The organism is Chromobacterium haemolyticum, from assembly GCF_002081825.1.
Taxonomy (GTDB): Bacteria; Pseudomonadota; Gammaproteobacteria; order Burkholderiales; family Chromobacteriaceae; genus Chromobacterium; species Chromobacterium fluminis.
Window position 1 is genome coordinate 132242 of record NZ_MUKU01000004.1, and the last position, 23482, is coordinate 155723.

The 23482-nt window shown below is 64.5% G+C and carries 22 protein-coding genes and 1 pseudogene; 9 read left to right on the forward strand and 14 right to left on the reverse strand.

All coding sequences use genetic code 11. From position 1 onward, the window contains the following. The first annotated feature begins 97 nt into the window (after positions 1 to 97). Genes B0T39_RS04060 through B0T39_RS04075 form a run of 4 tightly spaced genes read left to right on the forward strand, consistent with a single transcriptional unit; the run spans position 98 to position 1955 of the window. Positions 98 to 664 (forward strand): RNA polymerase sigma factor, encoded by a 567-nt coding sequence (locus tag B0T39_RS04060; RefSeq protein ID WP_019102164.1) that lies wholly within the window; start codon positions 98 to 100, stop codon positions 662 to 664. Beyond that, entirely contained in the window at positions 661 to 1026 is a 366-nt protein-coding gene (locus B0T39_RS04065; protein WP_081544921.1) for a DUF3619 family protein, read from the forward strand. Before B0T39_RS04060 ends, B0T39_RS04065 begins: the two co-directional genes overlap by 4 nt. Further along, positions 1019 to 1408 carry a DUF3106 domain-containing protein gene (locus B0T39_RS04070; RefSeq protein WP_043589520.1) on the forward strand — a complete coding sequence of 130 codons (390 nt, stop codon included), beginning with the start codon at positions 1019 to 1021 and terminating at the stop codon, positions 1406 to 1408. Before B0T39_RS04065 ends, B0T39_RS04070 begins: the two co-directional genes overlap by 8 nt. After that, positions 1395 to 1955 (forward strand): RDD family protein, encoded by a 561-nt coding sequence (locus B0T39_RS04075; RefSeq protein WP_081544922.1) that lies wholly within the window; start codon positions 1395 to 1397, stop codon positions 1953 to 1955. The genes B0T39_RS04070 and B0T39_RS04075 overlap by 14 nt, the downstream gene beginning before the upstream one ends. Positions 1956 to 1958: 3 nt before the next feature. Here the strand turns inward: B0T39_RS04075 and B0T39_RS04080 are convergent, their stop codons facing one another. Beyond that, positions 1959 to 2861, reverse strand: coding sequence for a LysR family transcriptional regulator (locus B0T39_RS04080; protein WP_081544923.1), 903 nt, complete (start codon positions 2859 to 2861; stop codon positions 1959 to 1961). 116 nt (positions 2862 to 2977) lie between these two features. Between B0T39_RS04080 and B0T39_RS04085 the strand changes: the two genes are divergently transcribed. After that, positions 2978 to 3406, forward strand: a complete 429-nt coding sequence (locus tag B0T39_RS04085; RefSeq protein WP_081544924.1) for a carboxymuconolactone decarboxylase family protein — start codon at positions 2978 to 2980, stop codon at positions 3404 to 3406. Positions 3407 to 3538: 132 nt separating this feature from the next. After that, on the forward strand, positions 3539 to 4036 hold the full coding sequence (locus B0T39_RS04090; RefSeq protein ID WP_043589515.1) for a MarR family winged helix-turn-helix transcriptional regulator: 498 nt from the start codon (positions 3539 to 3541) through the stop codon (positions 4034 to 4036). A gap of 87 nt (positions 4037 to 4123) precedes the next feature. On the opposite strand, the gene B0T39_RS04095 is transcribed toward B0T39_RS04090, so the two are convergent. Then, positions 4124 to 4765, reverse strand: coding sequence for a lytic transglycosylase domain-containing protein (locus B0T39_RS04095; protein WP_081544925.1), 642 nt, complete (start codon positions 4763 to 4765; stop codon positions 4124 to 4126). 7 nt (positions 4766 to 4772) lie between these two features. Next, positions 4773 to 6482, reverse strand: coding sequence for a proline--tRNA ligase (locus B0T39_RS04100; protein ID WP_081544987.1), 1710 nt, complete (start codon positions 6480 to 6482; stop codon positions 4773 to 4775). A gap of 308 nt (positions 6483 to 6790) precedes the next feature. Here B0T39_RS04100 and kup point away from each other — a divergent pair, with 308 nt between their 5' ends. Next, positions 6791 to 8656, forward strand: a complete 1866-nt coding sequence (kup, locus tag B0T39_RS04105) for a low affinity potassium transporter Kup (protein ID WP_043589962.1) — start codon at positions 6791 to 6793, stop codon at positions 8654 to 8656. 67 nt (positions 8657 to 8723) lie between these two features. On the opposite strand, the gene ampD is transcribed toward kup, so the two are convergent. Beyond that, positions 8724 to 9311 carry a 1,6-anhydro-N-acetylmuramyl-L-alanine amidase AmpD gene (ampD, locus tag B0T39_RS26100; RefSeq protein ID WP_254894488.1) on the reverse strand — a complete coding sequence of 196 codons (588 nt, stop codon included), beginning with the start codon at positions 9309 to 9311 and terminating at the stop codon, positions 8724 to 8726. A gap of 15 nt (positions 9312 to 9326) precedes the next feature. Beyond that, a pseudogene (locus B0T39_RS26105) lies at positions 9327 to 9743 on the reverse strand (GNAT family N-acetyltransferase); the annotation flags it as partial. A gap of 234 nt (positions 9744 to 9977) precedes the next feature. On the opposite strand from B0T39_RS26105, the gene B0T39_RS04115 reads away from it, so the two are divergent. Then, on the forward strand, positions 9978 to 10511 hold the full coding sequence (locus B0T39_RS04115) for a hemerythrin domain-containing protein (RefSeq protein ID WP_081544927.1): 534 nt from the start codon (positions 9978 to 9980) through the stop codon (positions 10509 to 10511). Positions 10512 to 10583: 72 nt separating this feature from the next. Here the strand turns inward: B0T39_RS04115 and tal are convergent, their stop codons facing one another. From tal to phoB, 3 genes are all read right to left on the reverse strand, one after another. Further along, positions 10584 to 11645, reverse strand: a complete 1062-nt coding sequence (gene tal / locus B0T39_RS04120; RefSeq protein ID WP_081544928.1) for a transaldolase — start codon at positions 11643 to 11645, stop codon at positions 10584 to 10586. Positions 11646 to 11964: 319 nt separating this feature from the next. Then, complete coding sequence (gene phoR / locus B0T39_RS04125) at positions 11965 to 13272, reverse strand: phosphate regulon sensor histidine kinase PhoR (RefSeq protein ID WP_081544929.1); 1308 nt, start codon at positions 13270 to 13272, stop codon at positions 11965 to 11967. A gap of 6 nt (positions 13273 to 13278) precedes the next feature. Continuing rightward, on the reverse strand, positions 13279 to 13968 hold the full coding sequence (gene phoB, locus B0T39_RS04130) for a phosphate regulon transcriptional regulator PhoB (RefSeq protein ID WP_019101332.1): 690 nt from the start codon (positions 13966 to 13968) through the stop codon (positions 13279 to 13281). Positions 13969 to 14399: 431 nt separating this feature from the next. On the opposite strand from phoB, the gene B0T39_RS04135 reads away from it, so the two are divergent. Next, positions 14400 to 14843 carry an Lrp/AsnC family transcriptional regulator gene (locus B0T39_RS04135; protein WP_081544930.1) on the forward strand — a complete coding sequence of 148 codons (444 nt, stop codon included), beginning with the start codon at positions 14400 to 14402 and terminating at the stop codon, positions 14841 to 14843. Positions 14844 to 14923: 80 nt separating this feature from the next. Here B0T39_RS04135 and gap read toward each other — a convergent pair whose 3' ends face one another. From gap to B0T39_RS04165, 6 genes are all read right to left on the reverse strand, one after another. Next, positions 14924 to 15937 carry a type I glyceraldehyde-3-phosphate dehydrogenase gene (gene gap, locus B0T39_RS04140; protein WP_081544931.1) on the reverse strand — a complete coding sequence of 338 codons (1014 nt, stop codon included), beginning with the start codon at positions 15935 to 15937 and terminating at the stop codon, positions 14924 to 14926. A 194-nt stretch (positions 15938 to 16131) separates the two neighbouring features. Further along, positions 16132 to 17814 (reverse strand): N-acetylglucosamine-specific PTS transporter subunit IIBC, encoded by a 1683-nt coding sequence (gene nagE, locus B0T39_RS04145; protein ID WP_081544932.1) that lies wholly within the window; start codon positions 17812 to 17814, stop codon positions 16132 to 16134. 156 nt (positions 17815 to 17970) lie between these two features. Further along, complete coding sequence (gene ptsP, locus B0T39_RS04150; protein ID WP_081544933.1) at positions 17971 to 20475, reverse strand: phosphoenolpyruvate--protein phosphotransferase; 2505 nt, start codon at positions 20473 to 20475, stop codon at positions 17971 to 17973. A 123-nt stretch (positions 20476 to 20598) separates the two neighbouring features. Continuing rightward, positions 20599 to 21609, reverse strand: a complete 1011-nt coding sequence (locus tag B0T39_RS04155; protein WP_141111075.1) for an SIS domain-containing protein — start codon at positions 21607 to 21609, stop codon at positions 20599 to 20601. After that, positions 21602 to 22723, reverse strand: coding sequence for an N-acetylglucosamine-6-phosphate deacetylase (gene nagA / locus B0T39_RS04160; protein WP_141111076.1), 1122 nt, complete (start codon positions 22721 to 22723; stop codon positions 21602 to 21604). The genes B0T39_RS04155 and nagA overlap by 8 nt, the downstream gene beginning before the upstream one ends. Continuing rightward, on the reverse strand, positions 22720 to 23454 hold the full coding sequence (locus B0T39_RS04165) for a GntR family transcriptional regulator (protein WP_081544935.1): 735 nt from the start codon (positions 23452 to 23454) through the stop codon (positions 22720 to 22722). The genes nagA and B0T39_RS04165 overlap by 4 nt, the downstream gene beginning before the upstream one ends. Positions 23455 to 23482: the final 28 nt, after the last annotated feature.

The following is a 23482-nucleotide window of genomic DNA, read 5'->3' on the forward strand; positions in this document are numbered from 1 at the left end:
CCTAAGCCTCGGTAAATTCAGGAAAAAAATCAGGCTTGGCCGAATCGGCGGCGCTCTGCTACCATCTTCTGTTGGCATCTACTCAAACTCTCATCCGATGGCTAGCCGCGAGGAAATGGCCGACTTTCTGGAGTCGGCGGAGAAACGCGCTTTCAAGCAGGCGTGGTATGCGGTCCAGAATGAAGACAGCGCATTGGATATCGTGCAGGACTCGATGATGAAACTGGCGGATCGCTATCCGCACGCCCCGGCGGCGGAACTGCCGCTGATCTTCCAGCGCATCCTGCAAAACACCATCCGCGACTTCTACCGCCGCAGCAAGGCTCGCCGTTTCGTCAGCACGCTGCTGTCCTCGTTGATCCCCACCCGGGAGGAAGACGATAGCCTCGATCCGCTTGAAACGCTGGACGTCGCCGCGGACGAGGCGCACAGCAATCCCGAACAATGGTGCGCGCGCAAGGAAACCGCCGTGCTGATCGAGTCCTCGCTGCAACTGTTGCCGGCCCGTCAACGCGAGGCGTTTCTGCTGCGTTATTGGGAAGGTCTGGATGTTGCCGCTACCGCGCGCGTGATGGGCTGCTCGGAAGGCAGCGTGAAAACCCATTGCTCGCGCGCCAATCACACGCTGGCGGCCATCCTCGCGCAAAAGGGAGTGACGCTATGAAACCTTCCAATCCCCTGCCCGGCCATGTATCGCGCGTGCTGGACCACGCCAGCGCCGATCTCGACCCCGCGCTGGAACGCAGGCTGCGCCAGGCGCGCGAGCGCGCGCTGGTCCGCTTCGAGACCAGTTCTCCAGGAGCCGTTACGCAACGCGAGCGGCTGGGCCTATGGGGGCAGCGTCACGTGCTGGCGCTCCGCCGCGGCGGCTTGGCTTTGGGCTTCGCGCTGTTGACCGGCGCCGGCATGATGCTGGCGGAAGATTTGCAGCTGGAAGAAGAAGCGGTGGACGCCGCGGTGCTGGCGCAGGATCTGCCGTTCGAAGCCCTGCTGGAGCCCCACTTCAGCCGAGGCTTGCATGAATAGCGGCCGCCGCCTCTTGCTCGCCCTGTGCCTAAGCGGACTGCTGGCGCCGGCGACCAAGGCCAGCCCGCCTGCCAACCCCCGCTGGGCGCAATTGAGCGCGGAACAGCAGCAGGTTCTGGCGCCGCTGGCCACGGAGTGGGACCGCTACGCTCCATATAAAAAACAAAACCTGCTGGCCATCGTGCCGCAATTCCAACAGTTGCCGGAGGCACAGCGCCAACGCGTGCAGCAAAAGCTGAAAGCCTGGTCCGAACTGAGCCAGCAGCAGCGGGACGAGATCCGCGCCAACTGGAAGGCGTTGCAACAGATGCCGCCCGAACAACGCCGGCAGGCCATCCAGCGCCTGCGGCAACAACATGAAGCCCAAGATGCCTCCCGCTGACGCCACCGCCCTGACCCCGCCCACACTGAAACGCAGCCTGGCCAGCTTGTTCTATGAATTGCTCCTGGTCGCCGCGCTCTTGCTCACCGTTACCGCGGTGCTGACGCCGCTGCAGATGCTGATAGGCCAAGGCACGCTGTTCAAGACTCTGCTCAAAACGGTCCTGGTCCTTGCCCTGTTTGCTTATTTCGGCTACTGCTGGGTGCGCGGCGGTCAAACCGTGGCAATGAAAACCTGGCGCATCAAACTGGTCAACGCTCATGGCGGCGGCATCGTCTGGAAACAGGCGGCGGCGCGCTACGTGATCGGCCTGGTCTTGTTCGTCGGCATGCCGGCGGTATCCTATCTCGGCTGGGCCAAGGCCTACGGCCACCAGCCGCAGGCTCTGTGGCTGGCGCTGAGCTGGTGCCTGATTCCCTTCCTGGCGAAGTTCTACGACCGCGACAAGCTATTCCTGCACGACAGGCTGGCGGGCACCCGCCAGGTCGTGCTGCCCAAGCCGCCCCACCCAGGCAAGAAGCGGCGCGGCGAACCCACGCCGAGCTGATCCCTAAATCCCGGCGGGCCGGGACAGCAAGGGCTCTGTCTCGGCAAACTCCGCCAAAACATCCAGCAAGACGCGCACCCGCGCCGGAGGATAGCGCCGTTGCGACCACACCGCGTAAACCGGTTTAGCCGGCATTTCCCAGCCGGCCAAAACCTGCCGCAAACCGCCTTCCGCCAGCTGGCGATGACACAGGCTATGAGGGCAGACGGCAATGCCCATTCCCGCCTCCGCCAAGCGACGCGGCAGCAGCATATCGTTGACCCGCAGCCGCGGCGGCGGCAACTCCCAGGCCGCGCCATCGTCCCGCCGCTGCAAATGCCAGCGCTCAAACGGCTCAGCCACCAGCAAAGCGTGACGCGCCAGATCCTCCGGCGTCCGCGGTTCGCCTTGCGTCGCCAGATAGGCCGGCGCGGCCACCAGCAGGGTGCGCACCCAACCTAGTCTCCGCTGGTTCAAACTGGAGTCCGGCTGCTCCCCCACCCTCAAAGCCACATCCGCCATGCCGCTGAGCAAATCGTCGATAGCGTTGTTCAGATGCAGTTCCAGGCGCAAGTCCGGGTAATCCTTCAGCATCCGCCGCCATACCGGCACCAGGACATCGTTGCCCAGGCTCAGCGGCGACAGCACCCGCAGCACACCCTTAACCTGATGCAGCGAGTCCGCCAGCGACGCGGCGGCCTGGCTCAGGGATTGCAGTAAGGGCCGGCATTGTTCGTAGTACTGCCCGCCTTCCGCCGTCAGCTCCATCCTCCGCGCGCTGCGGTGCAATAGACGACAGCCCAGCTCACGCTCCAGCGCCTGCAAGCGACGCGAGAGGGTGGCGGTGGGCACGCCCAGCCGCCGAGCGGAGGCATTCAAGCTGCCGGCATCGACAATGCTCACGAATAACTGCAGATCATCCAGCATGATTTCATTTTTGGAATTTGAATTCGATATTTTAAGTCTATTTACATAAATGATTCTTGCCTAGACTGGCCTTGCAGCTCTCCGCTGTGATGATCTCCCTCTTGAAAGGAATTGCCATGTCTCTGCGCCTGCCCTACACCCAACTGTCTCCCGCCGCCTACCAGGGGCTGGCCAGCGTCAAGTCCAGCTTGCAACACAGCAGCCTGGGCCTGCCTTTGATTGAGCTGGTTTATCTGCGCGTCTCCCAGATCAACGGCTGCGCCTTTTGCCTGAAAATGCATGCGTCGGCCCTGCGCGCCAAGGGGGAAAGCGATGAGCGCATCGACTCCCTGGCCGGCTGGCGCGTCAGCGAGTTGTACAGCGCCCGCGAGCGTGCGGCGCTGGAATGGGCGGAATCGTTGACCGACATCGCCGCCACTCAGGCTCCGGACCAGCATTACCTGCCCTTGCAGGAACACTTCAGTCCGGAGCAAGTGGCGGATCTGAGCTTCGCCATCGCCCTGATGAACGCCTTCAACCGGCTGGCGGTCAGCATGCGTCAGTAAGCGCGATTCCCGCTGGTGCGAGTGATGACTGAGGACTATTCTTTCACATGAAGATAAACTAACTTCAAGCCGTGCTAATCTCTGCGCCCGGTAGTCATCCAGTTGTCACCCACACATCAGGAACCGTCAGTGATGCAACAAGCACCAGACCAGATTGACCGTATCGTCGCCCTGTGGCGCGAGGTTCGCCCGGACTTGGACCCGTCCTCCACCGAAGTGGTCGGCCGCATTGTGCGGATGGAGTACTTCGTCACCCGCCGCGTGCTGCACGATTTGGCGCGCCACAATCTGAATGTCGGCGAGTTCGACGTGCTCGCCGCGCTGCGCCGCGGCGGCGAACCGTTCCAGCTGTCTCCCAACCAACTGCAGGGCATGGTGCTGATCTCCTCCGGCGCGCTGACCAACCGCATCAACCGGCTGGAAGAAGCCGGCTTGGTGACCCGTTCGCCGGATCCGGCCGACCGCCGCGGCGTGATCGTGACGCTAACGCCCAAGGGCTTCGAGGTGATCGAGGACGCCGTCGGCAATCATCTGTCGGCCGAGGCCGAACTGATCGAGATGCTGGACGCGGAAGAACGCGCCACGCTGGCGCGCTTGCTGAAGAAAATGCTGCAGACCCAGGAGGATTGAGATGCACGCGCCCTCCTGTAGCTTGCCGCGCTGAGCGGACAAAAAAAACCGGCCTGGATTCCAAGCCGGTTTTTTTACAACCGCGCTTCAGCGCACCAGTGGCGGTGCCGCGCCCGCTGCCGCCGTTTTCACCGGCAGCGGCACCACCCAATGCCAGCGGCCTTTCCAGGCCCCCATCACCAGGTTGGGATATTCAGCCCGGCCCAGACTGCCGTTGTAACGGCCCAGCGCGCGAAACAGATTGCCGCGCTCGATATCCAGGTAGTAACGCAGAATGGTGCAGCCGTAGCGCAGATTGGTGGTGAGATCGAACAGGTTGTGCTGCGCGTTTCCTATGCTGCGCACCCAGAACGGCATCACCTGCATCAGCCCGCGCGCGCCGGCGCCGGAGATCGCGTACTTGTTGAAGCCGCTTTCCACCTGGATCAGGCCCAGCACCAGTTGCGGGTCCAGGCCGGCCCGGGTGGCCTCGTAATGGATGGCGGTGAGCAGGCGCTCCCGCGTCCATTTATCCGGAATCCGCTTGGCCAGCCGGCTGGACATTTCACCCAGCCAGGCGTCGGCTTCGCGCTGGTCGTCGAACACCAGCCGCGGCGCGTTGGCGTCGGACACCGAACGGCGCATGGTGGAAGCGACGTTGGCGGCCAATGCCTCTTCCTTCTGCGCGCCGGCCCACGCCGGCATCGCTGCCAGCGCGGCCAACAATACGACGATGCCGGATCGGATCATAAGACGGTCACAGCCCCAGTTTGGCTAGCACTTGTTCCAGCATAGCATCCGCGGCCAGCGCGCTGGCTTCCGTGTCGCGACGGTGCTGGTACTCGACCTTGCCTTCCTTCAGGCCGCGGTCGCCAATGGTGACGCGATGCGGCGCGCCGATCAGCTCCCAATCGGCGAACATCGCGCCCGGACGTTCGCCGCGGTCGTCCAGAATCACGTCCACGCCCTTGGCCAGCAGGCCTTGGTACAAAGCGTCGGCGGCGGCCTTCACCTCGGCGGAGCGGTCATAGCCCACCGGGCAGATCACCACGGTGAACGGCGCGATGGCGTCCGGCCAGATCATGCCCTTGTCGTCGAAGTTCTGCTCGATGGCCGCGCCCAGGATGCGGGTGACGCCGATGCCGTAGCAGCCCATTTCGAACGGTTTGGGTTTGCCGTCCTCGTCCAGGAAGGTGGCGTTCATCGCTTCCGAATACTTGGTGCCCAAATAGAAGACATGACCCACTTCGATGCCGCGCTGGATCGCCAGCTCGCCCTTGCCGTCCGGCGAGGCGTCGCCGGCCACCACATTGCGGATATCCATCACTTCCGGCTCCGCGCAATCGCGGCCGAAGTTGACGCCGATATAGTGCTGATCGTCCTCGTTGGCGCCGGTAATCATGTCGGCCATCTTGGCGACGGTGCGGTCGGCGATGACGCGGCCCTTGAAGCCCACCGGACCCAGCGAACCCGGATTGGCGCCGAAGGCGGCCTTGATCGCGCCGGGGGCGGCGAAGGTCAGCGGCGCCTTGATGCCGGCGATTTTCTCGGCCTTGACCTCGTTCAGCTCATGATCGCCGCGCACCAGCAGCAGCACAGGCTGATCGTCGTCGCCGTCCACCACAACCGCTTTGACGGTTTGCTTGATGTCGACCTTCAGGAAGTCCACCAAGTCGGCGATGGTCTTGACCTTGGGCGTATGCACCTTGGTCATGGCCGCGCCGGCGGCCGCGCGCTCGCCGGCCGGCGCCACGGCTTCGGCCAGTTCGATGTTGGCGGCGTAGTCGGAGTCCGGACAATAGACGATGGCGTCCTCGCCGGTGTCGGCGATCACCTGGAATTCATGCGAACGGTCGCCGCCGATCGCGCCGGTGTCGGCGGCAACGGCGCGGTAGCTCAGGCCCAGGCGGTCGAAGATGCGGCAGTAAGCGGCATACATATTGTCGTAGCTGACGCCGGCGGCTTCCGCGCTGCGATCGAAGGAGTAAGCGTCCTTCATGGTGAACTCGCGGCCGCGCATCACGCCGAAGCGCGGGCGGCGCTCGTCGCGGAACTTGGTTTGGATCTGGAAGAAATTCTTGGGCAGCGCGCGGTAGCTGCGCAGCTCGTTGCGGGCGATGTCGGTGATCAACTCCTCCGCGGTGGGCTGCAAGGCGAAGTCGCGCTCGTGACGGTCCTTGAAGCGCAGCAGCTCCTCGCCCATTTTGTCCCAGCGGCCGGTTTCCTGCCACAAGCCGGCCGGCTGCACCACCGGCAGGCTGACTTCGATCGCGCCCGCGCGGTTCATCTCTTCGCGCACGATGTTTTCCACCTTGCGCACGCTGCGCAGGCCCATCGGCATCCAGGAGTAAATGCCGGCGGCCACTTTGCGGATGAAGCCGGCGCGCATCATCAGCTTCTGGCTGGCGATGTCCGCGTCGGCGGGGGCTTCCTTCAGGGTGGAAATGAAAAACTGCGATGCGCGCATGATGCGTCCTTGGTAATACGGTGTAATGAGGGCTTGATTGTAGCGTTTGCCGCGCCTCGCGGCCAAGCCTTGCGCCGGCATCGCCGTTTTGCGCTATAAAGATGCGTGCCCCGCCACCCGTCGGCTACTCCAGATGCGGCCGCCGCGCAAGCGGACAGCCCGGATTCTGTCGTTTTACGAGAACACATCTCGGCTCTTGCGCGGCCTTTGCTTGGCTTACCCTGACCTCTGGAGTAATCTGCGCGCTCAAGAACCATCGATATTGCTGTGCAGCAATATACGGTGACGAACAATTCCATTGGATGCATATGCAGGATCACAACAAACAGGCCATGGCAGGCCTGACCCTGGCCGCCTTGGGCGTGGTATACGGCGACATCGGCACCAGCCCGCTGTATACCCTGCGCGAATGCTTCACCGGCCAGGGCATCCCCACCACGCCTGAAAACATCTTCGGCATTTTGTCGCTGATCTTCTGGTCGCTGATTTTCGTGGTTTCCATCAAATACGTGGCTTTCGTGCTTCGCGCCGACAACCGCGGCGAAGGCGGCATCATGGCGCTGATGGCGCTGGCCCGCCATTACACCACCCACGCCGCGCGTTGGAAGATCGTTCTGCTGGGCTTGTTCGGCGCGGCTCTGTTCTACGGCGACGCCATCATCACTCCGGCGGTGTCGGTCTTGTCCGCGGCGGAAGGCATGGAGCTGATTTCGCCGGCGATGGAAAGCTATGTGCTGCCGATGGCCATCGGCGTGCTGACCGGCCTCTTCCTGCTTCAGCGCTTCGGCACCGCCAGCGTCGGCCTGCTGTTCGGCCCCATCATGCTGATCTGGTTTTCCGTTCTGGGCCTGCTGGGCCTGCATCAGATCGTGCAAGCTCCGCAGGTGCTGCAGGCGCTCAATCCCTATCACGCGCTGCACTTCATCGGCCACAACGGCTGGGGCTCCTTCCTGACCCTGGGCTCGGTGGTGCTGGCGCTGACCGGCGCCGAGGCGCTATACGCCGACATGGGCCATTTCGGCAGCTCGCCGATCCGCCGCGCCTGGTTCAGCCTGGTGCTGCCTGGCCTGGCGCTGAATTATTTCGGCCAGGGCGCGCTGCTGATGCAAAACCCGGCCGCCATCAAAAACCCCTTCTTCCTGCTGGCGCCGGACTGGGCGCTGCTGCCCTTGATCGTCATGGCGACGCTGGCGACGGTGATCGCGTCGCAAGCGGTGATTTCGGGCGCCTACTCGCTGACCCGCCAAGCCATCCAGCTGGGCTACTGCCCGCGGCTGGAGGTGCAACATACCTCGGAAAAAGAGATCGGCCAGATCTACATGCCCTTCATCAACTGGGCTTTGCTGATCGCGGTGATGGTGGTGGTGCTGACCTTCAAGACCTCGTCCAGCCTGGCCGCCGCCTACGGCATCGCCGTCACCGGCACCATGCTGATCACCACTTGCCTGTTCTTCGTGGTGGCCAGGGTCAACTGGCGCTGGCCCCTGCCGCTGGCGCTGGGTGTTACCCTGATGTTCGCCACCATAGATCTGGGCTTCTTTAGCGCCAACATCCACAAAGTGGCCGACGGCGGCTGGTTGCCGCTGGTGCTGGGCATGGTGATCTTCACGCTGATGAGCACATGGAAGCAGGGCCGCGAGCTGCTGTTCACCCGCCTGCGCGACCAGGCGCTGCCGCTGGACAGCTTCATCGAAAACCTGGAAGCCTACCCGCCGACGCGGGTGCAGGGCACCGCGGTGTTCCTGACCAGCACCCTGCATGGCGTGCCGCACGCGCTGCTGCACAACCTCAAGCACAACAAGGTGCTGCATGAGCGAGTGGTGTTGATGACGGTGCGCACCGAGGACGTGCCCTATGTAGCGGCGGAGGAACGGCTGGAAATCGTGCAGATGTCGGCCTCGTTCTGGCGCGTGGTGGCTCGCTACGGCTTCAAGGAAGATCCGAACGTACTGCAGGTGCTGGAAGATTGCACTGCCCAGGGTCTGGCTTTCGAGCTGATGGACACCTCCTTCTTCCTGTCGCGCGAGACCATCGTGTCCACCGAGCGTCCGGGCATGTCGCGCCTGCGCGAAAAGCTGTTTGTGTGGATGAGCAAGAACGCGATGCGCGCCACCGACTTCTTCCAGGTGCCCACCAACCGGGTGGTGGAGCTGGGCGCGCAAGTCGAGCTGTAACCCCTCCCGCCCCGCTCCCAAGCCGGACCGGCCTTGCCTGTCCGGCTTTTTCGCGGCTAGGCTTACGCTAACGCGACAGACCGCTGTCCGCCTCCGCCCTCGCCCAATCGAAAAATGGCCCCGGATCCGTCTTGCGCCCCGGCGCGATGTGCTCGTGACCTATGATGGCGCTAAGCGGCAGCCTCCGCCGCAATGCCAGCACCAAGGCTTGCAGCGTCCGGTATTGCGCCTCGCTGAACGGCTCGAAATCACAGCCTTCCAGCTCCACGCCTATGGAAAAATCGTTGCAGCGTTCACGCCCTCGCCAGGTGGACACGCCGGCATGCCAAGCACGCCGCGTCACAGGCACAAACTGCTGCAGCTCACCGGAACGGCGGATGAAGAAATGGGAAGACACGCGCAAATGCTGGATTTCGGCGTAGAACGGGTGCTCGTCCGGGTTCAACCGGTTCTGGAACAACTGCTCCACGCCCAGTCCGCCGTAGCGATACGGCGGCAGGCTGATGTTGTGGATCACCAGCAGTTCCGGCGCCATGCCCTCGCCGCGTTCGTCGTGATTGGGCGACGGCAGCCGGCGCGCGCCGTCCAGCCAGCCGTCTTCCAGTAGCTGGAAAGCCGGCGGCGGGGCCGGCTGATAATTCAGACGCCACAGCATCAAGCCGTCCGGCGTGGACCAGCGCTGTTCGGCGACGAAGCCGGCCTTGCGGTACAAGGACAGCGCGGCGATATTGACCTCGGCGGTATCGACGCTGACCTCGCTCTCGCCCACCAACGCCCGGTTAAGCAAACGATAGCCCCAGCCGGCGCGCAACTGTTGCGGATCCACCACCACTCTTTCGATATGCAGACCGCCGTCCTCGCGACGCGAGGCCACCAGCACCCCGCGCAGGCTCTCGCCCTCGAACGCGCCCCAAACCGCGTCGGCGCAAGCCTGGGCGGCGGCAAGGTCGGTCCACAGCACCGGCAAATGCGGATAGGACAGCCACTCCGCCTCCAGGCGGTGGGCCGCCAACTGCAGGCTCAAGACGCGAGCGGCCAACGCCGCGTCGCTCAAATCCAGGCGTTTCACTTCAAACGGGGCTTGCATCCAACCTCCTGCGGCGCTGCGCTTGCGCGCGCAACATTCTAGTCATCGGAACAGTCCAATATCTCACTTGTTTTCTGCCCGACAGCGGGGTATCAAGAACAACCGGGGCAGCCAAACCTCGGCATTCTACCGCTCCCGCGGAGCCTCCGGCGCGCGTTGGCTTGAGCCGGATCATGGCCGCCGCCCGCGCCATGCCGCAGAATGCAGCCCGTCACCCACTACAGGAGAACGCCGATGCTGACCCTGGACACCTTGAGCAGCGCCGCCGCGCCCAGCTTCGAACAGCCGCTGGAAATGCTGCAAGCCTGCCACGACAAGATTCGCCGCTTCTGCGAGCAATTGGATCAACTGCCTTCCTATATCGAACAGCACGGCGTCAACGAGGCCGCACGCAATACGATAGACGGCGTGGTCCGCTACTTCGATCTGGCCGGCCCCGCCCATCACAGCGACGAGGAAGACGAGTTGTTCCCGCTGATTCTGGAGCGGGTGCCCACCGCCGCCTCGCGGCTGGAGCAACTGAGCGCCGAACACGGGTATCTGCACTCCTGCTGGAACGCCATTCGCGACGATCTGCTGGCGCTGCGCGACGGCAAGATCCACAGCATCAACCGAAACGAGCTGGAGGAGTTCGCGCGCCAGTACCGCGAACACGCCGCCGCCGAGGAAAGCTGGCTATTCCCCACCGCCGCCTCCGCCATCAGCGCCGAGGAGATGAGCGCCGCCGGGCAGCGCATGGCGGCGCGCCGGATGCAGCAAGCCGCCTGAACGGCTGCCGCCGCCCGGCCGCAAACGCAAAAAAGGCTGACCGCGCTGGTCAGCCTTTTTGTTTCTCCACACTCAGGCGGTCAGCTTCAGCAACTGCTCGAACGCGTCTTCGAACAGCTTCAAGCCGTCCTGCTGCAGCTTTTCGCCGGCGGCGGCCAGATCCACGCCCGACGCGCCCACCGCGTGCAGCAGGGTCTGCGCCTCGTCCATGCCTTGCGGCAGCGTCAACGCGGCCTGACCGTGGTCGCGGAAGGCCGCCAGCGTGCCGTCCGGCACGGTGTTGACGGTTTCATCGCCGATCAGGCTTTCCACGTAAAGCACGTCGGAGTAGGCGGCGTTCTTGGTGCCGGTGGAGGCCCACAGCAGGTATTGCGGGCGGGCGCCGGCGGCTTTCAAGGCGGCGAACTCGGCGCCGTGGAAGCGCTCGAGATAGCGAGAGTAAGCGGCCTTGGACAGCGCGATGGCCACTTTGCCCTTATGGGCCTCCGCCACTTGCGGGTCCAGCAGGCTGTCGACGCGGGACAGGAAGAAGCTGGCCACCGCCTTGACGCCGGACACGTTCTTGCCGTCGGCGTGACGGGCGGACAAGCCGGCGATGTAGGCGTCCCACACCGCTTCCACTTGCGGCAGCGAGAACAGCAGGGTGATGTTGACGTTGACGCCTTCGCGGGTCAGCGTCTGGAAGGCTCGGATGCCGGCGGCGGTGGCCGGGATCTTGATCATGGCGTTGGGCCGGGCGATTTCCGCCCACAAGCGCCGCGCCGCGGCCAGGGTCCCGGCCTCGTCGTTGGACAGTTCCGGCGACACTTCCAGGCTGACATAGCCGTCTTTGCCCTGGCTGGCGTCGTATTGGCCGCGCAGCAGGTCGCAGGCGGCCTGGATGTCTGGCACCACCAGGGCTTCGTAGCGCGCCTCGGCGGATAGGCCGGCGTCCGCCTTCAAGCGGGCCAAATCGGCCTGATAGCTGGCGTCGCCGCTGATCGCCTTGTAGAAGATCGCCGGGTTGGACGTCACGCCGGCGATGCCGTCGTCGGCCAGCAGGCGCGCCAGTTCGCCGGAGGCGATCAGTTCGCGGGACAGATTGTCCAGCCAGACGCGCTGGCCGAACGGGCGGATGGATTGCAGTCGATTCATGGTGGAACGATCCAGAATAAAGTCGGGACGGGCCCGGCGTCGCCGAGCCGGCCGGGGGCTGCCGCGCCATAGAACCTGTTCAGAGTCTCGCGAGCAAGGGCGAGACAAGGCGAAATCAGCCGAGGAAGCGGAATGCACATACGGTACATAAGCATTTCGAAGCGGGTTTCAACGCCGTATCGCCGAAGCGCAGCAGACTTTGAACAGGTTCTAAAATCGGCGGGCTAAAACGGACATCCTAACCCGCTTGGAGCGGCGCGCCAAGAGCGCCGACCCAAGCTTGCAAGAATACGCCGCATGCGGCCCCGCGGCGCGGCGCTCAGGCCGCTTTCGAGCCGCTGCGGCGGTCGCGCGGGAACACCGCGGAGAACACGCTGCCCTTGTCCGGCTCGCTTCTGATCTCCAGCCGGGCGTGATGTCGCGCCAGCACGTGCTTGACGATGGCGAGGCCGAGACCGGTGCCTCCGCTGCCGCGCGAACGACCACGGTCCACCCGGTAGAAGCGCTCAGTCAGCCTCGGAATATGCTCGCGCGGAATACCGATGCCGGTGTCCGCCACAGAGAAGCGCAGTTGCTCGCCCTCCTCCTTCCAGCTCAGCGTGATGCAGCCGCCCTCAGGCGTGTAGCGCACCGCATTGGACACCAGGTTGCCGAAAGCCGAATGAAGCTCCTGAGGACTGCCCCACAACCACGCGTCGCTGCGCTGATCCAGTTGGACCTGATGGCGGCCATGGGATAGACCCTCTGCCTCCACCATCAGCGTGTCCAGCATGTCCTGCATGTCCACGCGCTCCGACACCGCCGCCTTGGGGCTGTTCTCCAGCTTGGACAGGGTCAGCAGGTCTTCAACCAGGCTTTGCATTCGCCGCGATTGCTCCAGCATCATTGGCAGAAACTGGCGGAAGGTGGCGTCGTCCACCTGCGGCAGATCGCCCAGCGTCTCCAGAAAGCCGCCCACCACGGTCAGCGGCGTGCGCAGCTCGTGCGAGACGTTGGCGACAAAATCCTTGTGCACGGTCTGCACCCGTTCCAGCTGGGTGATGTCGCGGGTCAGCAGCAGCTTGCGGGTGGAATCAAAAGGCACCATCTGCAGCGAGATCACCAGTTCGCGCGGCTGCACGAAATTGAGCACCAGCGGCTGGCTGAAGCGCGCCTCGTTCATATAGGCGTGAAAGGCCGGCTGGCGGATCAGGTTGAGGATCTGGTTGCCGACGTCGCGCTTACGGTCCAGGCCCAGGTGCTCCACCGCCATCGGGTTGATCCATTCGATGCGATCGTGCTCGTCCAGCACCACCACCCCGTCCGGCATCGCCTCGCCGGCGTTGATGAAACGCTCCAGCGCGTGGGTAAGCTTTTTCTGGCTCTGGCTCTGGGTGCGGGTGGTGCGGTACAGCGTCATGAAAATGGTGTGCCAGACGCCGAAACCATCCGGCACCCGCTCCGGGGTGGGCCGCTGCAGCCAACGCAGCAGCAGCGCCACATGATAGAGATTGAAGGCCAGCCAGCCGCCCAGGCAGATGGCCACCGCGATCAGTCCGTCTTCCGCCGACGATCCCAGCCAGAAGCCGAGGCCGATGACGGCGGTCGCCAGCAGCGAGGCCAGTGTGCGTTTCAGAAATTCAGGCATCAGGCCTCACTGCTGGGTGGAGAAGCGATAACCGGTGCCGCGCACGGTCTGGATCAGCGCGTCGTGGCCGGTGCCCTCCAATGCGCTGCGCAGCCGGCGGATGTGCACGTCCACGGTGCGTTCTTCCACGAAGACATGGTCGCCCCACACTTGGTCCAACAACTGGGAGCGCGAATGCACGCGCTCGGGGTGGGTCATGAAGAAATGCAGCAGGCGGAATTCGGTGGGGCCCAGATCAATGACGCCGCCGTTGCCAGTGACGCGATGGGTAACCGGATCCAGCCGCAGGCCTTGCACGTCCACCGCGTCGTCGGTCATCTGCGGCGCGCGGCGGCGCAACACCGCCTTGATGCGCGCCAGCAACTCGCGCGGCGAGAAGGGCTTGGTGATGTAGTCGTCGGCGCCGGTTTCCAGGCCGGTGATCTTGTCCTGTTCGTCCGAGCGAGCGGTCAGCATGATGATGGGCACGTGGCGGGTGCGCTCGTCCGCGCGCAAGCGCTTGGCGATGTCCACGCCGCTGGCGCCCGGCAGCATCCAGTCCAGCAGCACCAGATCCGGCAGCGCGTTGCGCACCAGCGTCAGCGCCGCTTCGGCGGTGCTGGCTCGCAGCACATGGTGGCCGGCCTGCGCCAGGTTGAAGGCAATCAGCTCCTGGATTGCCGGTTCGTCTTCAACAAGCAAGATATTGGCTGGCATGGTTGATCCATTCCCGTTTGAGTGTGTGGCAAGGATAAAAACGGGTGATTACAAAAATATGACATTTCGTCAAACTTTCCCACTTTGGCGCAGATTATTTTAACGCGCCAGCCGTAGACGCCGCTGAAACCAAAAAAAAAACGGGCCTGTTGCTGTGAACAGGCCCGGAATGGTCGTCGTCAATACAGATTTGATCTGACTAGAGACCAGGGACAAAGAGATCACCAGGACAGTTTCAAATGAGAGCGTTTTGGGACAATTCTCATCCGCAACGGATCTGGACAGGTAGGCCACGGGACAGTGCGGCCAACCCTGATACGGCCAGAATTTTACGTAGCAAACAGGCGTTTTTATCAGATGGTTGATTGGATTTTCTGCCATTTCACCTTCTTTTATATGTTTGTTTTGTCATATTTCCTTATAATTAAAACATGGATAAATTTGATAGAAAAATCATCTCCGCACTGCACGAAAACGCTCGCATCAGCTTCGCGGAACTGGCCAGAAGGGTGAATCTGTCGCCGCCGGCGGTGGCGGACCGGGTGAGCAAATTGGAGCGCGGCGGCGTGATCACCGGCTACCGCGCCACCATCGATCCCAACAAGGTGGGCATGCCCATCTGCTGCATGATAGAGCTGACGGTCAAACACCTGGAGTACTTCGCGGTGATAGAAGAAATCCGCACCATGCCGGAGATCATCGAATGCATGTCGGTGACCGGCACCAGCGGACTGATGATGAAGGTGGTGGTGGACAATATGCCCACCCTGCAGGCGCTGATCGCGCGGCTGATGCAGTTTGGCGACACCAAGACTTCTATCGTGATCGAGGTGCCGGTGCCGCCGCGGCTGCCGGATTTGCAACAGGACGAATAATCCGGCCCGGTTTTGGACCACGCAATGAAAAACGGACAGGCGAGCCTGTCCGTTTAAAAGAGCGGAACGCCTGTCGGCGCTTACTTGGCGGCCTGCCAGGCCACTGCCGTATCGATCATGCGGTTGGAGAAGCCCCACTCATTGTCGTACCAGGCCAGCACTTTGACTTCGCGGCCGCCGATGACGCGGGTCAGCGTGGCGTCGAAGGTGCTGGACGCCGGGTTGTGCAGGAAGTCGCAGGACACCAGCGGCAGGGTGTTGACGCCCAGCACGCCCTTGAGCGGGCCCTTGGCGGCGTCGCTGATCAGCTGGTTCACTTCTTCCTTGCTGGTATCGCGGCCGGCGGTGAAGGTCAGGTCCACCAGCGAGACATTGCTCACCGGCACGCGCACGGCGAAGCCGTCCAGCTTGCCTTTCAGCTGCGGCAGCACCAGACCCACCGCGGCGGCGGCGCCGGTTTTGGTCGGGATCATGGACACGGCGGCGGAACGGGCGCGACGCAGATCCTTGTGATCGGTGTCCAGCAACACTTGGTCATTGGTGTAGGCGTGCACCGTGGTCATCAGGCCGCGTTCGATGCCGATGGTGTCGATCAAGGGCTGCACCATCGGAGCCAGGCAGTTGGTGGTGCAGGAGGCGTTGGACACGATGGTCATCGCGCTGTTCAATTGCTGATGGTTGACGCCGTAGACCACGGTGGCGTCCACGCCTTCGCCGCCAGGAGCGGAGATCAGCACTTTTTTGGCGCCCGCCTGCAGATGAGCGCCGGCTTTTTCGCGGTTGGTGAACAAACCGGTGCATTCCATCACCACATCCACGTTCAATTCTTTCCACGGCAGCTCGGCCGGGTTGCGGATGGCCAGCAGCTTGATCTTCTTGCCGTTGACCACCAGGTGGTCGCCGTCCAACGCCACGGACGCGGCGAACGGGCCGTGCACGCTGTCGTAGCGGGTCAGGTGTTCATGCAGCTCCGGCGAGGCCAGATCGTTGATGGCGACAATCTCGATGTCCTGATCGGCATAGCGCTCTTGCCATGCACGCACAATCATGCGGCCGATGCGGCCGTAACCATTGATAGCAACTCGCAACGTCATGATGCATCCTCCAAGTTGAAATGGCGCAAGGTCATCTTCCCGTGCCCTGCGCCACCACTGTCCGCCTGATTCGGCTTGTAATCAACTCGCTACATAAGTAGTGGGCGAATTACCAACATCGCCAGTGCGGAAATTCCGTCCAAGCTTGCCGTGCGTCAAATTCCGCCGGCCGCCGCCCGGCATCGAACAGCGCCTCAGCCCTGCAACACGGCGGCGTAATCGCCGGCGTCGCTATTCAATACTATATGCAATAGCGTGCCGGAGAAGGCGGTAACGCCACTGGCGCCCAGCTGCTGCAAAGCGGCCTGATCAACCAGGGCCGCGTCGGCCACTTCCACCCGCAACCGGCTGCCGGCCACGGCTTCCACCTTGTGCACATTGTCCGCCCCGCCCAGCGCCGTCAGCCAGCGTTCGCGATCAATGCCCACCACTTCGCCCAAGGCCCGCGCCGGCGCCGCCTCGCTCGTTTGAACGGCGGCCGCGGTTTCAGCGGCGCCCAGCGCAACGCGGATTTCGTCGGCAATCAGATCCGCCTCCGGCCCCAGCACGACTTGCACGCTGCCGGCGGCCGGCTTGATCAGGCCGCGCGAGCCCAACGCCTTCAGCGCGGCCTCGCTCACTTTGTCGTTGCTGGCCACTTGCAAGCGCAAACGGGTGGTGCAGGCATCCACCGATTTCAGGTTGGCGCCGCCGCCCAGCGCGGCGATAAAGGCGCGCGCGCGTTCACTGCCGGCCGCCACCGCAGCAACAGTCACCATCGCGTCTTCGCGGCCAGGGGTCTTCAGATCGAATTTCTTGATGAAGAACACGAACAACACGTAGTAGAGCGCGAAGTAGCCGATGCCCACCGGGACCAACAGCAAGGGGTTGGTGGACAAGCCGAAGTTCAGCATGTAGTCGAACAGACCTGCGGAGAAGCCGAAACCCAGCTTGATGTTGAGCGCGTGCATCAAGGCCATGGCCAAGCCCGTCAGCACCGCGTGGATGGCGTACAGCGCCGGCGCCAGGAACATGAAGGCGAACTCCACCGGCTCGGTGACGCCGGTCAGCATCGCGGTCAGCGCCATCGAGAACAGCAGACCGCCGACGGCTTGCTTGTTCTCCGGCTTGGCGGTGCGGTACATCGCCAGGCAGGCGGCCGGCAGGCCGAACATCATCACCGGGAAGAAGCCGGACATGAACATGCCGGCCGTCTTGTCGCCGGCGAAGAAGCGGGTCAGATCCCCGTGCACCACCTTGCCGGCGGCGGCGGCGAAATCGCCCACCTGGAACCAGACGATGGTGTTGAGAATGTGGTGCAGGCCGGTGACGATGAGCACGCGGTTGAGCACGCCGTAGACGAAGACGCCGATCTCACCGGCGCCGATCAGCCAGCGGCCAACGCTATCGATGCCGACCTGCACCGGCATCCAGACATAGCCCAGCACCGCGCCCAGCAGCAGCATGGAGAAGCCGGTGACAATGGGCACAAAACGCTTGCCGCCAAAGAAGGCCAGGTAGCTGGGCAGCTTGATGTCCTTGTAACGGTTGTACAGCGCGCCGGCCACCAGGCCGGACAGAATGCCGGACAGGACGCCCATATTGAGCTTCTCGTCTATCACCTTGAGTACCGCGGTGATCACCAGATAGCCAATGGCACCGGCCAGGCCGGAGGTGCCGTTGTTGTCTTTGGCGAAGCCCACGGCCACGCCGATGGCGAAGATCAACGCCAGATTGCCGAAGATGGCGTCGCCTGCCTGAGCCATCATCTTGATGTTGAGCAGGTCCGGCTGGCCCAGGCGCAGCAGCAGGCCGGCCACGGGCAAAACGGCGATCGGCAGCATCAGGGCTCGGCCCAGCTGCTGAATGCCAGCGAATTTATTGTCAGAGGTACTCACGTCTCGTCTCCCAGTGTATGGACGCCGATGGGGGCATGGCGCTCCAGGCTGCTACCTTCTTGTGTGTCTGTGCCGCTCGCTGCCGCGTGTCCCCGCGGCATGCGATTACTTCAAAATCACCTCAAAAACCTTGAACGGCCTTGCGCGCCGGACCGGTCAGGCCTCCGGCCACCATTCGGCGGCTTGCGCGCGCACTTCGGCGGCGGAATCCAGCCTCAACAGCTGCTCGACGCGCTTGAGGCAAGCCTGCTGATCCAGCGCCCTCACCCTGGCCTTGATCTCCGGCACCAGGCCAGGGCTGACCGATAGTTCGGCCACGCCGAGGCCGATCAGCACCGGCGTGGCCAGCGGGTCCGACGCCAAGGCGCCGCACACGCCCACCCATTTTCCGTGCAGGCTGGCGCCGGCCACCGTGCGTTCTATCAGCCGCAGCAGCGCCGGATGCATTGCGTCCAGGCTGGCCGCCAGCGAGGCGTTGCAACGGTCCATCGCCAGCGTGTATTGAGTCAGATCATTGGTGCCGATGGACAAGAAGTCCGCCTCGGCGGCGAGTTGGTCGGCCAGCAGGGCGGCGGACGGCACTTCCACCATCACGCCCAGCTGCGGCCGTTCGCTCAGCCCCATTTCCTCGGCCAGCGAGTCGATGCGCCGACGCAAACGCCGCAGTTCGCCAACGTCGGCGATCATCGGCACCAAGATGCGCAGCAGGGATAGCGGGCGCAACATCAGCAGCGCGCGCAGTTGTTCATCCAGCATCTCCGGATGGGCGAAGCCGGTACGGATGCCGCGCAAGCCCAGCGCCGGGTTAGGTTCCGGCGGCAAGGTCAGATAGGGCACTTCCTTGTCTCCGCCCACATCCAGCGTACGGATGATGGCGACGCGGCCCTGCAATTCGTCCAGCACAGCCTGATAGGCGTTGGCCTGCTCGTAGCGGTCCGGCGCGTCCCGACGATCAATGAACAGGAACTCGGTGCGCAACAGACCGACGCTGTCGGCGCCGTGGCGCACCGCTTCGCGCGCGTCCTCTTCGTTGGCGATATTGGCGGCGACTTCAACGCGCACGCCATCCAGTGTCACCGCGGCGCCGTCGGCGTCGGCCCGCATATCGGCGCGGCGGCGCTCTCGCTCCGCCATCGCCTGCCTGGCGGCGGCCAGCGAGGCGGCGGCCGGCGCCGGATCACAGCCGCCTTGGCTCGCATTCAGCAGCACTTCGCTGCCGGCGTCCAGACGCAACACCTGCGGCCCGCAAGCCACCAGGGCCGGAATGCCTAGCGCGCGCGCCAGAATGGCCACATGACCGGTGGCGCCGCCGGCGGCGGACAGTATGCCGGCCACCCGCTCGCGCGGCAGCCGGGTCAGTTCGGAGGGCGCCAGATCTTCGGCCACCAGGATGGAGGCCGGATACAATTCAGGCTCGCTCTGCGCATCGCCCAACAAGGCTTTCAGCACCTGACGTTCAATGTCTTTGAGATCGGCCACCCGTTCGGCCAGCAAGGGGCTGCCCAGGCTGGACAACACCCGGCACTGCGCCCGCACCGCTTGGCGGAAGGCGTAGCCGGCGCTGTGGCCGGCGGCGATGTCTCGTTCCGCCGCGCCCCGTAATTCCGGATCGTCCACCAGCGCCAGATGGGCGGAGAATATGTCGCTCTGCGAGGTTTGGCCGCGCCGCAGCGCGTCGTCGATGGCGGCGGCGATGCCGGTGCTGACCTCGGTCAGCGCGCGGTTCAGCTGATCGCGCTCGCTGTCCGCATTGACCGCGAACTCCGCCACTTGCGGCTCGAAGGCGTCGAGGCGCACCACCTGGCCGATGGCCAGGCCCGGCGCCGCGCAAACGCCGCCTATCCAGCCGGCCGGCAGCGAACGCGCCGAGGCGCTGGCCAAGGGCGCGGGCGCGCCATGGCCGGACTCTGTGCGGGTTTGCAGCGCGGCGATCACCGCCGCGGCGGCCGCAGCGGCGTCCTCGCCCTGCGCCAACACCGCCACATCGTCGTCCTCGGCCACCCCCAGCCCCATCAGCGCCACTACGCTGCGGGCATTGGCGGCCTGACCGTTGAATTCCACCCGTACGCTGGCGCGGTATTGACGCGCCGCGTTCTGCACCAGCGCCGCCGGCCGCGCGTGCAGGCCGCCGGCGTGGCGCACCGTGGCCTGACCGCGGCTTTCCGCGCCACTGGCGCTGGGAAGATCGTCTACGGCCGCGCCGCCGGACAGTGTCAGAAACACGCTTTGCCCGGCCTGCTGCCAGCCCTCGGCCCGGCTTTCCAATGCGTAAGCCTCGCCGTTGGCGATCACCACCATGGTCAGCAAGGACGGCGCGCGCCGCGCCACTGCGTCCAGGTCCACTTCGATCAGGGGCTGGCCCTGACTGACTGCGTCGCCGGCCTTGATCAAGGGCTTGAAGCCCTCGCCCTCCAGCTTGACGGTATCGATGCCGATGTGGATCAGCACTTCAGCGCCGTTGGCCGCGCGCAAGGTCAAGGCGTGGCCGGTGCGCGCCAATTGCGCCACCACGCCGTCACAGGGCGCCAGCAGGGTGCCGGACATCGGCTCGATCGCCAGGCCGTCGCCCATCATCAAACCGGCGAATACCGGATCGGGCGCACGGCTCAGCGGCACGGACGGCCCGTCAAACGGGGCCAGGAGTTCGAGCGTAGCGGACATGGGGGGCGTCTCCATTCTTACTTATGTATCGTCTCCGCGGCCGGCGCCGGTTCCGCTGGGCGCCGTTCGCGACGCGCCCCGATTCGATGGCCGATCAGGGCGCGGTTTCAAGCGTTGCCGGACTCAGCGCGTGCAAGTCACCTTGGACAGATGACGCGGCACGTCCGGATTCAGGCCGCGCGCCTCGGACAAGCGCGCCGCCATCAGATAGAAGCTCTGAATCGCCAGCAAAGGATCCAACGCTTCGTCGTCGGCCAACGCCAGGGTCAGATCCCGGCTGACGATATTTTCCGGCGCGGCCAGCAACACCTTGGCGCCGCGGCCGCGCATTTCCTCGGCCAGATCGATCAAGCCTTGTTGCTCCGGCCCGCGCGGCGCGAAGATCAGCAAGGGATAGCCGTCGTCGATCAAAGCCATCGGACCGTGCTTGATCTCGGCCCCGGAGAAGGCCTCGGCCTGAATCGCGCAGGTTTCCTTGAATTTGAGCGCGGCTTCCAACGCCACGGCGAAGCCCAACCCGCGGCCCACCACCATGATGCGTTCGGCGTCGCGCAAAGCATCCACCGCCGGCGTCCAGTCCTGGCGCGTGGCTTCGGTCAAACGCTGCGGCAGGTTGGCCAGCGCGGCCAACAGGGCGTCGTCCGCCTGCCAGTGGGCCACCAGGCGCGCCACCGCGGACAAGGAGGTGATGTAACTCTTGGTGGCGGCCACGCTTTTTTCGTCGCCGGCGCACAAGGGCACCACCCATTCGCAGGCGGCGGCCAGCGGCGATTGATGCTTGTTGACCAAGGCCACGGTGCGCGCCCCGGCGGCGCCCAGCGCCTTCATGGTGTCGATCAGGTCCGGGCTCTGGCCGGACTGGGACAAAGCCACCGCCAGTTGGCCTTTCACCGCCAGCGGCGCGCGGTGCAGCGTCACCAGCGACATCGGCAGGGACACCACCGGCACGCCCAGCCGTTGCATCGCCAGATAGGCGAAGTAATTGGCGGCGTGATCGGAACTGCCGCGTGCGACGGTCAGCGCCAGGCTGGGGCGTTCCACCGCCAGCGCGCGTCCCAGCGCGGCCAGCGCTTCATCGGCGTACATGTGTTGCGCTGCCACCGCCTCAGCGGCGTACAGCGCTTCTTCAAGCATCAACGAGGCCAATTTGTTCTCCCTCTACGTAGACTTGCTGCAAATTCAAATCCGCATCCATCGCCACAATGTCGGCCCAGGCGCCGGCGGCGAGCCGGCCGCGGTCGGCCAGGCCCAGGTAGTCGGCCGGGTAGAGCGACAGCCGGTGCGAGGCGTCCGCCAGCGGCAGGCCGATGGACACCAGGTTGCGCAGCGCTTGGTCCATGGTCAGCGTGCTGCCGGCCAGGGTGCCGTCGGCTAGGCGCACGCCGCCCATGCATTTGGTCACCGAGTGCGAACCCAACTTGTATTCGCCGTCCGGCATGCCGGCGGCGGCGGTGGAATCCGTGACGCAATACAAGCGCGGAATCGAACGCAGAGCGGCTCGAATCGCGCCCGGGTGGACGTGTAGCAAATCCGGGATCAGTTCCGCGTATTCGGCGTGGGCCAGGGCCGCGCCCACCATGCCGGGCTCGCGGTGGTGCAGCCCGCTCATCGCGTTGAACAGATGGGTGAAGCCGGATGCGCCCTGCTCCAGGGCCTGCACGCCGTCTTCGTAGCTGCCCAGAGTGTGCCCCAGTTGCACCTTGACGCCCTGCTCCGCCAGTTGGCGGATGATGTCCATGTGGCCGGCGATTTCCGGCGCCAGCGTGATCAACGACACCGGCGCCAGCGAACGGTACCAGTCCACTTGCTCCATCACCGCGCGGCAGGCGTCGTCGGGCTGGGCGCCCAACTTGCCGGGATTAATGTAGGGGCCTTCCAGGTGCACGCCCAGGATGCGGGCGCCGCCGGGCTGGCGTTCGCGACAGGAGGAACCGAGCGCGCGCAGCACCTGCTCGATGTCGATCGGCGGCGCGGTCATGGTGGTGGCCAGCAAGGAGGTGGTGCCGAAGCGAGCGTGCAGCCTGGCCACGCGCTCGGCGGCGCGGCCGCCCTCCATGATGTCTACGCCGCCGCCGCCGTGGACGTGAAGATCGATGAAGCCCGGCAGCAGATAGCGCTCCACCGCGCGTCCGGAGGCCAAGCGCGCGTCTATAGACTCAATGCGGCCGTCGGCAGCCAGTTTCAATTCGCCGTCCATCCAGCCGGCTTCGGTCAGGATGCGTCCTTGCAGCACTCGGTGTTGGGTCATCGTCTCAGTTCGGCAACAAAATCGTAGTAGTCGTTACGGCAATAGGTATCGGTCAATTCAATCGCGATGTTCTCGGCGTTGAAACCGATGCGGGTAATCAGCAACATCGCCTCGCCGGGGCGGATGCCGGCCAGCGTGGCGATGTCGCCGGAAGCGTTCACCGCGCGAATATGCTGCAGCGCGCGCACCACCGAGTGGCCGCAGGCGTCCAGATGGGCGTACAGCGAGGTGCCCACTTGTTGCGGCTCCGGCAAATACGCCACTGGCAGCGTCGTCATCTCGATCGCCATCACCACCCCGTCGGCCAGGCGCTGGCGCTTCAGCCGCGACACCTGCGAAGTGGGCGACAGCCCCAGCTTGATCACTTCTTCATTGCTGGGCGCGAACACGCCGCGCTCCAGCCACACCGACGACGGCACGAAACCGCGTTGGCGCAATTGTTCGGTAAAGCCGGTCAAGCGCGACAGCGGCTGCTCCAGCCGCGGCGTGATGAAGGTGCCCGAACCCTGCCGCCGGCGTATCAGGCCCTGCTCCAGCAGCACATCCATCGCCTTGCGCGCGGTGACGCGCGAAATGCCCAGTTCTTCGGAAAACGTGCGCTCCGACGGCAGCGCCTCGTCCGCCTGCCACCAACCGGCGTTGATGGCGTCGGCCAGTTTCCGCGACAGCTGCAGATACAGCGGCGTGGTCAGGGTTTCATCCGGTTTCAATGCAAGCCAGCGATTTTCCATGGTTGTCTGCAAGTGGTCTGAAAACCCC